The organism is Nocardia sp. NPDC056611 (assembly GCF_042792755.1).
Classification (GTDB): domain Bacteria; phylum Actinomycetota; class Actinomycetes; order Mycobacteriales; family Mycobacteriaceae; genus Nocardia.
Map to the genome: position 1 here is coordinate 629,474 of NZ_JBHTVV010000003.1, position 12,443 is coordinate 641,916.

The window sequence follows — 12,443 nt, forward strand, 5'->3', positions numbered from 1 at the left end:
GCCTCGGATCGAGTCGCGGTTGATTCGCATATACCCGGGTACATGAACAAGGGTACATGTCCCAAGGGACATGTCAATGGATACGAGTGCCCCTGCCGATGCGAATCCCGGTGTGGTGCGGTGTTTTACCGATCCTCGGCGATCTCGTCGCGCGCCCACTCCGCCCATTCGGCGAGCGCCTCGTAGAGCCGGATACCCGCCTCGACCGTGATCCGCTTGGACTTGGCGTGCGGGTCGTCGCCGAAATCGCCGCGGTCCTTGGCCAGCGCGAGCTCCCGGTACATGGCCGCGGTATCGCCGAAGAACGTGGCCTCGCGCTCCAGATGCTCGTCCAGATCGGCGGGGTCCATCAGCCAGGAGAAGAACGACCGCAACAGCGGCTCCACCCGCAGGGTGTGGTCGACCTCCTCCTCGACCAGCCAGCGGCGCACCTCGGTCAGGCCCGACTCGGTGATCCGGTACGCCTTGCGGCCCCGCGCGCCCTCGCTGTCGATCTCGATCATCCCCGCCTGGGCCAGCTTGCCCAGTTCGGCGTAGATCTTCGGATGCCGGGCCGGCCACACCGGGCCCAGCGCCTCCTGGAACCGCTGGGCCAGGTCGTACCCGCTGGCCGGGCCCTCCGCCAGCAACCCCAGCAACCCATGCCGCAGCGACATGCCACACCCTTTCGTCGAGCCTCAGCCCATCATCACATTCGGCTATCGAGCGCCGGCCGCCGCGAGTACCGCCTCGACCTCGGCCGCCGCCGGAACCGATGCGCTGGCGCCCAATGTCGTGGTGGCCAGGGCCCCGGCCGCGCAGGCCCAGGCGAGCGCGGCCGCCGGGCCCTCGTGCCAGTGCGCGGCGAGCGCTCCGGTGAAGGTGTCGCCCGCACCGGTGGTGTCCACCACGCGCACCGGAAAACCGGGGTGGGAGAGCGCGAGTCCACCGGGACCGCGATAGGACGCGCCCGCGCCGCCGAGCGTGGTGACGACGTGCGGGACGTCGCGCAGCGCGGACTCCAGGCGCGCGGCCTCGCCGGCATTGACCACGGCGATATCCACCTCGGCCCAGACGTCGCCCGGAAGGTCCCGCACCGGAGAGGGATTCAACAGCACGACGGTGCCGTTGGCCCGCGCGTGCCGGGCCGCCGCGAGCACCGTCGGCACCGGAATCTCCAACTGGCACAGCAGTACATCCGCGCCCGCCACCGTCTCCAGATCCGCCGCGCTCAGCTCCGTCATCCGCCCGTTGGCTCCCGCCACCACGATGATGGTGTTCTCGCCGCCCGCGTCCACCACGATGGTGGCGATCCCGCACGGCCCGTCCACCTCCCGCAGCCGCGCGACCCCGACCCCGTCCTCCCGCAACACCTTTCGCAACGCGTCCGCGAACACATCCGACCCGACCGCGCCGACGAACTCGACCTCCGCGCCGGCCCGGCGCGCCGCGATCGCTTGATTCGATCCCTTCCCGCCCGGCACCAGGGCGAACCCGTCGCCCGACACGGTCTCCCCGGCCTCCGGCCGTCGGCCCACGGTCGTCACCAGATCCATATTGATGCTGCCCACCACCGCGATTCGCGCCATGGCCGGGACCCTAGTGCAGCCGGATCAGCCGAGGGCCGATTCGACGACGGCCTTCGCCTCCGGGGTCACCGGATCGACGATGTCGTCGAAGTCGTGATGCTTGTCCACATACGCCTTCACGAACGGGCAGATGGGGACGATGCGGCGGCCCGCCGCGCGGGTGGCGGTGAGGGCCGCCGAGATCAGTTTCGAGGCCAGGCCCTGACCGCTGTAGGCGTCGTCGATCTCGGTGTGGAAGAAAATGCGCTGACGGCCGTGATCGACGTAGGCCGTCAGGCCCGCGCGGGTCTCGCCGACCTTGATGCCGAAGAACTGGGGGACGGTGTCGGTGGACTGGGTGACGGTCGGTTCGGTGGTGGTCATGCGCGCTCGCTTCCGATGGTCGGGGTGTGGTGATCGGGTTCCAGGGGTGGGCTCGCCACGGCGGAGAAGGTACGGCATTCGGGCTCGCACTCGGGCGGGGCGGTGCGCAGGGCGTCGTCGCGGACGGTGAAGAAGGCCAGGGCGGCGGCCGCGAGCATGAGCACGGCGCAGATCACGATGGCCAGGTGGAAGCCGTGCGCGAAATCGGGCGGGTTGGTGTAGGCCGCGCCGGTGAGGCCCGCGAGCGGCGGGATGGCGGCGACGCCGAGCAGACCCGCCGCACGGGCGACCGCGTTGTTGACGCCGCTGGCCACGCCCGCGTGCCGTTCGTCGGCCGTGGCCAGCACGGTCGCCGTCAGGGGCGCGACCGCCAGGGTCAGGCCGAGGCCGAATACCATCGCGGCGGGCAGGACATCGCGCAGGTACGAGGTGTGCAGGCCGACGCGGGTCATGAGCAGCATGCCCGCCGCCGCCAGCAGGACGCCGATGGTGATGGGCCGGCGCGGGCCGATGCGCTGGGCGAGCGCGCCGGAACGGGCCGAGAACAACAGCATCAGCACGGTCACCGGCAGCATCGCGGTGCCCGCGGCGATCGGATCGAACCCGGACACCACCTGCAAGGTCAGCACCAACAGGAAGAACACCACGCTCATGGCCCCGTACATGACGAAGGTGACCACATTGATCGCGGTGAACTGCTTGGAGGAGAAGATGGTCACCGGCAGCATGGCGGCGGGGTCCTCGCCCGGGCGCGAGCGCCGTCGCTCCACCATCACGAACGCCGCACCGGCCACGATCCCCGCGATCGCGCTGCCCCACACCAATATTCGGCTCGCGTCGCGTTCGGGAGCCATGGTCAGCGCGTAGGTCAGCCCGGCCAGGCACAGCGCGGCCAGGACCGCCCCCAGGACGTCGAACCGCCCGCGGGCGCCGGCATCCCGCGTCTCGGGCACGTGCTTGACGGTCACCGCGATCACCAAGGCGGCCAACGGAATATTGAGCAGGAACACCCAGCGCCATCCGGCCGCCTCGACCAGCCAGCCGCCCAGGAACGGCCCGATGGCCCCGGCCACGCCGCCCAGCCCGGACCAGGCCCCGACCGCCCGCGCCCGTTCCCCGGGTGCGAACGAGGCCTGGATGATGGCCAGCGATCCGGGTGTCAGCAGCGCGCCACCGACGCCCTGCAACGCGCGCGCCGCGATCAGCATCGAAATATCCTGCGCCGCACCGCACAACGCCGAGGCGACGGCGAACCACACCACCCCGATCAGGAACACCCGCCGCCGCCCGTACCGGTCGCCCAGCGACCCGCCGAGCAGGATCAGTCCGGCCAGGGTCAGCGTGTACGCGTTGACGGTCCACTGCAGGCCCGCCATCGACGCGCCGAACTCGTCCCCGATCCGCGGCAGGGCCACATTGACGACGGTGGCGTCCAGCATGGCCATCCCCGAACCGAGGACGGTGGCCAGCAGAACCCATCGACCGGTGCCCGAGGACAACCGGATGCTCGCGGTCATGGGTCCAAGGTAACAACCTGCCCGCGACCGGCGTCGGAACGCAGTCAGTAATCTGTCGGTATGACTGCTCCCACGACCACCGACCGGGACGCCGTCCGCGAGGCGGTGCACGACTCGGCGCGCCGGGCTCGGGTGGCGTCGCGGACGCTCGCCCAGCTCACCACCGCGCAGAAGGACGCCGCGCTGCACGCCGCGGCCGACGCGCTGCTCGCGGCCGCGGCCGCCGTCCTCGCGGCCAATGCCGAGGACATCGAGATCGCCAAGGCCGGCGGCACCGCCGAATCTCAGCTGGACCGGCTGCGGCTCACCGAGGCCCGGGTCGACGGGATCGCGGCCGGGCTGCGGCAGGTGGCCGCGCTGCCGGACCCGATCGGCGACGTGGTGCGCGGCAAGACGCTGCCCAACGGCCTCGAGATCCGCCAGGTGCGGGTGCCGCTCGGCGTGGTCGGCATGGTGTACGAGGCGCGGCCGAACGTCACGGTCGACGCCTTCGGGCTGGCGCTCAAGTCGGGCAATGCCGCGCTGCTGCGCGGGTCCTCCTCGGCCGCGAACTCCAATGCCGCCCTGGTGAAGGTGCTGCGGGAAGCCCTTGCGGCGCAGGGTCTTCCGGCCGACGCCGTGCAGCTGCTGCCGTCCGAGGACCGCTCCAGCGTGACCCACCTGATCCAGGCCCGCGGCCTGGTCGACGTGGTGATCCCGCGCGGCGGCGCGGGCCTGATCAACGCCGTGGTGCGCGACGCGCTCGTGCCGACCATCGAGACCGGCACCGGCAACTGCCACGTCTTCGTCCACAAGGACGCAGATCTGGATATGGCCGAGTCCATCCTGATCAATGCCAAGACCCGCCGGCCCTCGGTGTGCAACACCGCCGAGACGGTCCTCATCGACCGGGCCATCGCCGAGGTCGCGGTGCCGCGCATGATCCGGGCGCTCGAGGACAAGGGCGTCACCATCCACGGTGACCTGCCGGGCCTGGTGCCCGCCACCGACACCGACTGGGCCGACGAATACCTGTCCCTGGACATCGCTTTGAAGGTCGTCGACGATCTCGACGCCGCCGTCGACCACATCAACGAGTGGGGCACCGGCCACACCGAGGCCATCGTGACCGCCGACCTGAAGGCCGCGCGCGAGTTCAGCGCCCGCGTGGACGCCGCCGCCGTCATGGTCAACGCCTCCACCGCGTTCACCGACGGTGAGCAGTTCGGCTTCGGCGCGGAGATCGGCATCTCGACCCAGAAGCTGCACGCCCGCGGACCCATGGGCCTGCCCGAACTGACCTCCACCAAGTGGATCGTGTGGGGCGACGGGCAGATTCGCCCCGTCTAGCGAAACCCGGCTTCGCCGGTTGGAATTGGGGTCCGGGCTTCTCCCGGACCCCCGAAAGTAGGAGGACCGCCCGTGGCTCCGACCACCGCGCCCACCCAGGAGCCGATCTTCTCGTCGGTCGACGATGTGATCGAGCGGCTTGCCGGCACCGGCTATCTGGCCGACAAGGCCACCGCCACCTCGGTTTTCCTCGCCGACCGACTCGGCAAGCCGCTGCTCATCGAGGGGCCCGCGGGTGTCGGCAAGACCGAGCTGTCCAAGGCCGTCGCCCAGGTCGCGGGCGCGGAACTGGTGCGGTTGCAGTGCTATGAGGGCGTGGACGAGGCGCGGGCGCTCTACGAGTGGAACCACGCCAAGCAGATCCTGCGCATCCAGGCGTCCTCGGAGAACGACTGGGCCGAGACCAAGGCCGACGTCTTCACCGAGGAATTCCTGCTGGAACGCCCGCTGCTCACCGCCATCCGCCGTGACGAGCCGACGGTGCTGCTCATCGACGAGACCGACAAGGCCGACGTCGAGATCGAGGGCCTGCTGCTCGAGGTGCTCAGCGACTTCACTGTCACCGTGCCGGAACTGGGCACCATCGCCGCGAGCCGCAAGCCGTTCGTGGTGCTCACCTCCAACGCCACCCGCGAGCTGTCCGAGGCGCTCAAGCGGCGCTGCCTGTACCTGCACATCGACTTCCCCGACGAGGAGCTCGAGCGCCGCATCCTGGCCAGCCGGGTGCCGGAACTGAAGCCCGCCGTGGCGGCGCAGCTGGTGCGGATCGTGCACGTGCTGCGCGGCATGCAGCTCAAGAAGCTGCCCTCGGTCGCGGAATCCATCGACTGGGCGCGCACCCTGCTCGCCCTGGGCGCCAAGGACCTCGACGACAAGACCGTGCGCGCGACCCTCGGCGTGGTGCTCAAGCACCAGGCCGACCACGTGCGCGCCCAGGCCGAACTGAAGCTGGCCTGACGTCATGGCGGGCACGGGCCGGGAGAACACGCCGCGCGGGCTGGTGTCGGCGGCCATGCGGGCCTTCACCAGCAATGCCACTCCCGCCAAACCGGTGACCACGGTCCCGGGGCCGACGGCCGAGCACGGCCTGCCGGGGCATCTGGTCGGCTTCGTGGAAGCGTTGCGCGGCCGGGGAATTCCGGTCGGGCCGTCCGAAACCGTGGACGCCGGACAGGTTCTCACCGTCCTGGACCTGATGGACCGCGAGGCCCTGCGCGAGGGTCTGGCGTGCGCGCTGCTGCGCCGCACCACCCAGCGCGCCACCTTCGACGGCATGTTCGACCTGTGGTTCCCGGCCGCGCTCGGTGAGCGGATCGGAGCCGAGGAGATCGAGCTGCCGGTCAAGCCCGACGGCTCGGTCGACATCCTCGAACTGCGGAAGATGCTGGCGGAGTTGCTGGTTCAGGACCCCTCCGGCGAGCAGGCGCAGCAGTTGCAGGCGCTGGCCGCGCAGATGGTCGACCAGATGGGCCAGTACCAGGCCGCGGGCGGGCCGTCCTTCTCCGCCTACCAGACCCTCAAGGACCTCCAGCCCGAACTGCTGGTGAGCAAGATCCTCGCCGGCCTGGCCCAGGGCATGGACAACTCCGACTTCGACACCGAGGTGGCCCGCCGGGCGGCGCGGCAGCGCATCAAGGACTTCCGCGGCACCGTGGAGGCCGAGACCCGCCGCCGCGTCGCCGAACGCATCGGCCGCGAACGCGTCGCCACCTACGGGGTGGCCCGCCAGGCCGAGGACGCCGACTTCCTGCGCATCTCCCAGAACGAACTCGACGAACTGCGCCGCGGCAGCCAGCGCCTGGCCCGAGTCCTGGCCTCCCGCTTGGCGGCTCGCCGCCGCCGCTCCCGGCGCGGCGAGATCGACCTGCGCAAGACCATGCGCAAATCCATGTCCACCGGCGGCGTCCCGGTCAACCTGGTCACCCGCAAGCCGCGCCCCGGCCGCCCGGATCTGGTGCTGCTGTGCGACATCTCGGGCTCGGTGGCCGGATTCTCCAGCTTCACGATGCTGCTGGTGAACGCGCTGCGCGAACAGTTCTCCCGAGTCCGCATCTTCGCCTTCGTGGACCGCGTGGACGAGGTGACCGGCCTGTTCGACGCCGCCACCCCGCTCGATCAGCTGACCCGCCGCATCTTCACCGAGGCCGAGGTCGTCGGCATCGAGGGCCACTCCGACTACGGCTCGGCCCTGGAGGGTTTCGCCGAGCGCTTCCCCGACGCCGTCACCAGCCGCACCTCCCTGCTCATCCTCGGCGACGCCCGCACCAACTACCGCGACCCAGCCCTGGATACCCTGCGCCGGCTCGTCGAGACCGCCAAACACGCCCACTGGCTCAACCCCGAGGCCGAGAAGATGTGGGGCACCGGCGATTCCGCCGCCAACCGCTACGCCGACATCGTCGACATGCACGAATGCCGCTCCGCCCGCCAGCTCACCGCCCTGGTCGGCCGCCTGCTGCCTGTCTAGGAGCTCAGCCGGCCAGGAAGGACAAGCGCACCTGGCGGATCGGATTGTCGATATTGAGGTCGACCATCGCGATGGATTGCCAGGTGCCCAGGGCCAGTTCGCCGCGGAGCACCGGGATGGTCGCGTAGGGGGCGATGAGGGCGGGCATCACGTGGGAGCGGCCGTGGCCGGGGGAGCCGTGCGCGTGGCGCCAGCGGTCGTCGGCGGGGAGCAGGTCGCGCAGGGCGGCGAGTAGATCGTCGTCGCTGCCCGCCCCGAGTTCGATCAGCGCGATGCCCGCGGTCGCGTGGGGGACGAAGACGTGTAGCAGACCGTCGCCGCCCGCGGTCACCTCGCGGAGGAAGGCCGTGCACTGCGATGTGAGGTCGTGGACGACGTCGCTGCGGCCGGTTTTCACTTCGATGAGGGTGCTCTGCATGACCACCATCGTCCTCCGGGGGCCGGGGTGAATCCGGGTGCCACGTCCGGGAGATTCGGGGCGGCCGGTCCGGATCCGGGCCGCCGCTGCGCGGGCGGCGGCTCAGCCCCCGGTAAGCTCGCGTTTCGTGCAGACGAACGGCCGCCGCAAGCTGGGCGTGATGGGTGGCACCTTCGACCCCATCCACCACGGGCACCTGGTCGCGGCCAGTGAGGTCGCCAACCGGTTCGACCTGGACGAAGTGATCTTCGTCCCCACCGGACAGCCCTGGCAGAAGGGGGACCGGCCGGTCAGCCCGGCGGAGGACCGCTATCTGATGACGGTCATCGCCACCGCCTCCAACCCGCGCTTCTCGGTCAGCCGCGTGGACGTGGACCGCGGCAAGGAGACCTACACCGTCGACACCCTCCGCGACCTGGCCGAACAGCACCCCGACGCGGATCTCTACTTCATCACCGGAGCGGACGCGCTGGCCAGCATCCTCACATGGCAGGATTGGTCCGAACTGTTCGAGCTGGCGAAATTCGTCGGCGTGACCCGTCCGGGGTACGAATTGAATATCGACCATCTCGCCGAACACCTCCGCGACTTCCCGGAGGGCACGGTCACGATGATCGAGATCCCGGCCCTGGCCATCTCGTCGAGCGAATGCCGGCGACGGGCGGGGGAGGGCCGGCCGGTGTGGTACCTCGTCCCGGACGGGGTCGTCCAATACATATCGAAACGGCACCTGTACGTGTCGCAAGAGCGTGCATTGTGAAAGTGCGCAGGGAAGAGGTAGCAGGGTGACAGCATCGGCAGAAGCGGTCAAGATGGCGACGGTGGCCGCACTGGCCGCCGACGAGAAGCTGGCCGTCGACGTGGTCGTGCTGGATGTCTCCGAGCAGCTGGTCATCACCGACTGCTTCGTCATCGCGTCCGCGCCCAACGAGCGCCAGGTCAACGCGATCGTCGACAATATCGAGGACAAGCTGCGCGACGCCGGGCACAAGCCGGTGCGGCGCGAGGGCACCCGCGAGGGCCGCTGGGCGCTGCTCGACTACGTCGAGATCGTGGTGCACGTGCAGCACGAGGACGAGCGCGACTTCTACGGCCTGGAACGACTGTGGAAGGACTGCCCGCAGGTGGCGGTCGAGGGGATCGGCGACCCGCGGACCGCGGCAGCGGACCGGGACGCCACGACAGATGAAGACAAGGCTGGGGACGACGAGTGAGCAAGATGGCCGGCGTCCGCCGGTTGATTCTGCTGCGGCACGGACAGACCGAATGGAATGCCACCGACCGCATGCAGGGCCAGACCGATACCGAACTCAGTGACATCGGCCGGCGCCAGGCCAAGGACTGTGCCCCCGACATGGCGACCAGCGACCTGATCGCCATCGTCTCCTCCGATCTCAAGCGCGCCCACGACACCGCGCTGGCCGTCGCCGAATGCGCCGCCATGCCGGTCGTCACCGACCCGCGCCTGCGCGAGACCAACCTCGGCGACTGGGAGGGCATGGACCACCGCCAGGTCGACGCCCAGTTCCCGGGCGCGCGCAAGGCGTGGCGGCTCGACGCCCGCTTCACCCCGCCCGGCGGCGAATCCAAGCTCGAGGTCGGCGCGCGTTCGCTGCCCGTGGTGCAGGAACTCTTCGCCACCCGCGAGGACTGGCCCGGCCGCAGCGTCATGCTGGTCGCGCACGGCGGGCTCATCGCGGCCCTCACCGCGGCTCTGCTGGAACTGCCCGAGTCCAGCTGGCCCGCCCTGGGCGGCCTCGCCAACACCAGCTGGGTGCAGCTGACCAGCCACGGCCCCGGCATCGACCGGCCCGGCTGGCGACTGGACGTGTGGAACGCGGTCGCCAAGGCGGCTCCCGATGGCCTCTGACAACGGCGCCGACCGGCCGAAGAGCGAAGCGGCAGCCGACGATTCGGTGATCGAGACCGCGTCGCAGCGCAAGGTGCTGGTCGTGGTCGCGGACTCGCTGTCCTACTTCGGCCCCAAAGGCGGTCTGCCCGCGGACCATCCGCGCATCTGGCCCAATCTCGTCGCTGCCGAACTCGATTGGGACGTCGAGCTGGTCGCGCGCATCGGGTGGACCTGCCGGGACGCCTATTGGGCGTTGATCGGGGACCCGCGCGTGTGGGCCGCCGTGCCGAACGCCGGAGCGGTCGTATTCGCCACCGGCGGTATGGATTCGCTGCCCTCGCCGCTGCCCACCGCGCTGCGCGAGCTCATCCGCTACACGCGTCCGGCGGCCCTGCGCCGCCGGGTGCGCGAGGCCTACAACTGGCTGCAGCCGCGGCTGTCCCCGCTGGGCCGGCCGGTGGCGCTGCCGCCCAAGGTCAGCGTGGACTACCTGGAGCAGTCGCGGAACTCGCTGGCGCAGTTGCGGCCCGAGCTGCCGTTCGTGGCGGTGCTGCCGTCGGTGCACAAGTGCGAGGCCTACGCGCAGGTGCACACCGGCCGCGAACCCATGGTGCGGGCCGTGACCGCCTGGGCCGCCGAACACCACGTGCCACTGGTGGACCTCGGAGAAGCCGTGCGCGACAACGTGTTCAACGGCCCGGCCAACCCCGACGGCATCCACTGGGGCTGGGAAGGCCACACCGCGGTCGCGCGGGCCATGGTCAAGGTGCTGACCGAGGTGACGACCGACGAGGTACACACTGCATGACCGTGGTGGTGGTGACCGACTCGTCGGCCAGTCTCCCGGCCGAACTCGCCGCCGACCTGGGGGTGCTGGCGGTGCCGTTGCACGTGCTGGTCGACGACCGGGAGATGCGCGAGGGTGTCGACGAGTGCGATATCGACTACGGGTCCTCGCAGGTCACCACCTCCGCCGCCTCGCCGGGTGAGCTGCGCGCGGTCTACGAGCGCGCGCTGGAGCTCAGCGACGGCGACGGCGTGGTGGCCGTGCACATCTCGCGGCAGCTGTCGGGCACCTGGGAGGCCGGACGGCAGGCGGTGCGCGATATGGACGCCGCCCACCGCATCCGGCTGGTGGATTCGCTCAGCGCCGGGCTCGGCACCGGCCTGCCCGTGCTCGCGGCCGCCCGCCGCGCCCGCTCGGGCGAACCGCTCGACGTGGTCTACGACTCGGCGGTCGCCGCCGCCAGCCGTGGACGGGCGTTCATCGTGGTCAACCGGACCGAGCAGTTGCGCCGCGGCGGCCGATTGACCTCCGCCGCGGCCTTCTTCGGCTCCGAACTGGTGACCAAGCCGATCCTGCAGATCGTCGACGGCCGCCTGGAACTGCGCGAGAAGGCCCGGACCCGGTCGAAGGCGTTCACCAAACTCGTCGCCGCCGCGGTCGACGCGGCCGGTGAGGACGGCGCGGCGGTCGCCGTCCAGCACCTCGGCGCGGAGGAAGCCGCCGCCACCATCGCGGGTCAGCTTCGATCCCTCATCCCCGGCATCCGCGAGGTGATCATCACCGAGTTCGGACCGACCCTCGGCGTCCACCTGGGCGTGGGAGCAGTGGGCGCGCTGGTCGTCCCGGGCGGCTGCGGCTGACGGGGTCCCCGCGCACCGCGGGGACTGCCGGTCGGCCAGTGTCACCAGCTGGGGCGGGGTGACGCGGCCGGTGCTGGAAATCTGCTTGTCCACAACGAGTTTCTGTATCCACAGCCCGGCGAAAACCCCAGTTCGCGGTCCCAGCCGGCCCGGCCCCGGCTCCTACCGTGAGCCCCATGCCGCAACTCGACGAACGCACTCCACTCCAGCGCCTCACCGACCGCCCGGACAGCGAACCCCGTCCGAGCCCAACGGAATTCACCCCGGGACGCCCCCATCCCTCCCGGTGGGACGAGGACTCGCTCGACGACCTCGGAGACCCCGGCTCCGCCCCTCCCGCCTGGCTCTCCGAGCCGTGCGGCCCCGTCTCCCTCTGGCACGAACGCCTCGTCCCCGAACGCTTCCGCGGCACCCGCTGGGACCCGGGCCCGCGGGGTGTCCTCGTCCTCGCCGCCCTGGCCCTGTGCGCGGTCCTCTTCGCCGCCTACATCAGCCTGCGTGAAACCCCTGTCTCCCAGCCGGTCCCACCCATCGCCTCCCTCAGTGGAACAGCCCCCGCCGACCAGGACTCGCCGCCCACCGACCCGGCAGCGCGCGGCGCCGACGCCTCGGCATCCCCGCTTGGAGCCGCCGTGCCCGGAGCTGCCGGGCCGGCGCGTCCCCTGCCCGGTGCAGGCGCGCCGGTACCCGCCGAGGCGCGGCCGTCCACCGGCCCGCAGGCGGATCGAAACCCGGTCGTTCCCACCGCGAATCCGGGTGGCACCGCGGGACCAGCCGAACTGGTGGTCAGCGTCATCGGCCTGGTCGAGCACGGCGGTCTCCGCCGCTTCCCCACGGGAGCCCGCGTCGCCGACGCTCTGCGTGCCGCCACCCCGCGCCCGGAGGCCGACCTGTCCACCCTCAACCTCGCCCAGCCCCTCATCGACGGAGACCAGATCGTCATCGCCCGCGCCGCGCCCCGCCCGACCCCCGACCGAGCCGTCAGCACCATCGTGAATTCCGCGGGGCACCGGTCTGGTTCGCCTTCCGCCCCCGCCCCGCCCCGCTCCACCGCCCCCGCCGCCAAGGTCAACCTCAACACCGCCACCGAACCCGAACTCGACACCCTCCCAGGCGTCGGCCCGGTCACCGCCAAAGCCATCCTCACCTGGCGCGCCCGCCACGGCCGCTTCACCTCCGTCGACCAACTCGCCGAAATAGACGGCATCGGCCACTCCCGCCTCAACCGCCTCCGCGACCGGGTGACGGTATGACAACCGCCGAACCCGCCGCGGCGCCCCGG

The 12,443-nt window shown here is 71.0% G+C and carries 14 protein-coding genes; 9 read left to right on the forward strand and 5 right to left on the reverse strand.

The window, feature by feature from the left end; translation table 11 throughout:
- Positions 1 to 125 precede the first annotated feature (125 nt).
- Genes ACFRAQ_RS19355 through ACFRAQ_RS19370 form a run of 4 tightly spaced genes read right to left on the reverse strand, consistent with a single transcriptional unit; the run spans position 126 to position 3,448 of the window.
- The gene (locus ACFRAQ_RS19355) at positions 126 to 656 is read right to left on the reverse strand and encodes a PadR family transcriptional regulator (protein ID WP_379101379.1); all 531 of its coding nucleotides are present in this window, start codon (positions 654 to 656) and stop codon (positions 126 to 128) included.
- Between the two features lie 42 nt (positions 657 to 698).
- The gene (locus ACFRAQ_RS19360) at positions 699 to 1,568 is read right to left on the reverse strand and encodes a ribokinase (protein ID WP_379101381.1); all 870 of its coding nucleotides are present in this window, start codon (positions 1,566 to 1,568) and stop codon (positions 699 to 701) included.
- Between the two features lie 24 nt (positions 1,569 to 1,592).
- A complete protein-coding gene (locus tag ACFRAQ_RS19365) occupies positions 1,593 to 1,931 on the reverse strand; it encodes a GNAT family N-acetyltransferase (RefSeq protein ID WP_357279595.1) in 339 nt (112 codons plus the stop codon).
- The gene (locus tag ACFRAQ_RS19370; protein ID WP_379101383.1) at positions 1,928 to 3,448 is read right to left on the reverse strand and encodes an MFS transporter; all 1,521 of its coding nucleotides are present in this window, start codon (positions 3,446 to 3,448) and stop codon (positions 1,928 to 1,930) included. The genes ACFRAQ_RS19365 and ACFRAQ_RS19370 overlap by 4 nt, the downstream gene beginning before the upstream one ends.
- A gap of 60 nt (positions 3,449 to 3,508) precedes the next feature.
- Between ACFRAQ_RS19370 and ACFRAQ_RS19375 the strand changes: the two genes are divergently transcribed.
- From ACFRAQ_RS19375 to ACFRAQ_RS19385, 3 genes are all read left to right on the forward strand, one after another.
- Complete coding sequence (locus tag ACFRAQ_RS19375; RefSeq protein WP_379101385.1) at positions 3,509 to 4,777, forward strand: glutamate-5-semialdehyde dehydrogenase; 1,269 nt, start codon at positions 3,509 to 3,511, stop codon at positions 4,775 to 4,777.
- Positions 4,778 to 4,849: 72 nt separating this feature from the next.
- Positions 4,850 to 5,734, forward strand: a complete 885-nt coding sequence (locus ACFRAQ_RS19380; RefSeq protein WP_379101387.1) for an AAA family ATPase — start codon at positions 4,850 to 4,852, stop codon at positions 5,732 to 5,734.
- A 55-nt stretch (positions 5,735 to 5,789) separates the two neighbouring features.
- Complete coding sequence (locus ACFRAQ_RS19385) at positions 5,790 to 7,244, forward strand: VWA domain-containing protein (protein WP_379102167.1); 1,455 nt, start codon at positions 5,790 to 5,792, stop codon at positions 7,242 to 7,244.
- A 4-nt stretch (positions 7,245 to 7,248) separates the two neighbouring features.
- Here ACFRAQ_RS19385 and ACFRAQ_RS19390 read toward each other — a convergent pair whose 3' ends face one another.
- The gene (locus ACFRAQ_RS19390) at positions 7,249 to 7,662 is read right to left on the reverse strand and encodes a secondary thiamine-phosphate synthase enzyme YjbQ (protein WP_379101389.1); all 414 of its coding nucleotides are present in this window, start codon (positions 7,660 to 7,662) and stop codon (positions 7,249 to 7,251) included.
- A gap of 127 nt (positions 7,663 to 7,789) precedes the next feature.
- Between ACFRAQ_RS19390 and nadD the strand changes: the two genes are divergently transcribed.
- From nadD to ACFRAQ_RS19420, 6 genes are all read left to right on the forward strand, one after another.
- Entirely contained in the window at positions 7,790 to 8,422 is a 633-nt protein-coding gene (gene nadD / locus ACFRAQ_RS19395) for a nicotinate-nucleotide adenylyltransferase (protein ID WP_379101391.1), read from the forward strand.
- Between the two features lie 25 nt (positions 8,423 to 8,447).
- The gene (gene rsfS, locus ACFRAQ_RS19400) at positions 8,448 to 8,876 is read left to right on the forward strand and encodes a ribosome silencing factor (RefSeq protein WP_357279582.1); all 429 of its coding nucleotides are present in this window, start codon (positions 8,448 to 8,450) and stop codon (positions 8,874 to 8,876) included.
- Positions 8,877 to 8,881: 5 nt separating this feature from the next.
- The gene (locus ACFRAQ_RS19405) at positions 8,882 to 9,532 is read left to right on the forward strand and encodes a histidine phosphatase family protein (RefSeq protein ID WP_379102169.1); all 651 of its coding nucleotides are present in this window, start codon (positions 8,882 to 8,884) and stop codon (positions 9,530 to 9,532) included.
- Positions 9,522 to 10,322, forward strand: coding sequence for a diglucosylglycerate octanoyltransferase (gene octT, locus ACFRAQ_RS19410; RefSeq protein WP_379101394.1), 801 nt, complete (start codon positions 9,522 to 9,524; stop codon positions 10,320 to 10,322). The genes ACFRAQ_RS19405 and octT overlap by 11 nt, the downstream gene beginning before the upstream one ends.
- Positions 10,319 to 11,161: a DegV family protein gene (locus ACFRAQ_RS19415; RefSeq protein WP_379101396.1), complete on the forward strand. Its 843-nt coding sequence runs from the start codon at positions 10,319 to 10,321 to the stop codon at positions 11,159 to 11,161. Before octT ends, ACFRAQ_RS19415 begins: the two co-directional genes overlap by 4 nt.
- 176 nt (positions 11,162 to 11,337) lie before the next feature.
- The gene (locus ACFRAQ_RS19420) at positions 11,338 to 12,414 is read left to right on the forward strand and encodes a helix-hairpin-helix domain-containing protein (protein ID WP_379101398.1); all 1,077 of its coding nucleotides are present in this window, start codon (positions 11,338 to 11,340) and stop codon (positions 12,412 to 12,414) included.
- Positions 12,415 to 12,443 lie beyond the last annotated feature (29 nt).

Excerpts from the sequence above, each read along its gene's own strand:
- ACFRAQ_RS19355 (WP_379101379.1), bottom strand. The coding sequence starts at position 656 with ATGTCGCTGCGGCATGGGTTGCTGGGGTTGCTGGCGGAGGGCCCGGCC.
- ACFRAQ_RS19360 (WP_379101381.1), bottom strand. The coding sequence starts at position 1,568 with ATGGCGCGAATCGCGGTGGTGGGCAGCATCAATATGGATCTGGTGACG.
- ACFRAQ_RS19365 (WP_357279595.1), bottom strand. The coding sequence starts at position 1,931 with ATGACCACCACCGAACCGACCGTCACCCAGTCCACCGACACCGTCCCC.
- ACFRAQ_RS19370 (WP_379101383.1), bottom strand. The coding sequence starts at position 3,448 with ATGACCGCGAGCATCCGGTTGTCCTCGGGCACCGGTCGATGGGTTCTG.
- ACFRAQ_RS19375 (WP_379101385.1), top strand. The coding sequence starts at position 3,509 with ATGACTGCTCCCACGACCACCGACCGGGACGCCGTCCGCGAGGCGGTG.
- ACFRAQ_RS19385 (WP_379102167.1), top strand. The coding sequence starts at position 5,790 with ATGCGGGCCTTCACCAGCAATGCCACTCCCGCCAAACCGGTGACCACG.
- ACFRAQ_RS19390 (WP_379101389.1), bottom strand. The coding sequence starts at position 7,662 with ATGCAGAGCACCCTCATCGAAGTGAAAACCGGCCGCAGCGACGTCGTC.
- ACFRAQ_RS19405 (WP_379102169.1), top strand. The coding sequence starts at position 8,882 with ATGGCCGGCGTCCGCCGGTTGATTCTGCTGCGGCACGGACAGACCGAA.
- octT (WP_379101394.1), top strand. The coding sequence starts at position 9,522 with ATGGCCTCTGACAACGGCGCCGACCGGCCGAAGAGCGAAGCGGCAGCC.
- ACFRAQ_RS19415 (WP_379101396.1), top strand. The coding sequence starts at position 10,319 with ATGACCGTGGTGGTGGTGACCGACTCGTCGGCCAGTCTCCCGGCCGAA.
- ACFRAQ_RS19420 (WP_379101398.1), top strand. The coding sequence starts at position 11,338 with ATGCCGCAACTCGACGAACGCACTCCACTCCAGCGCCTCACCGACCGC.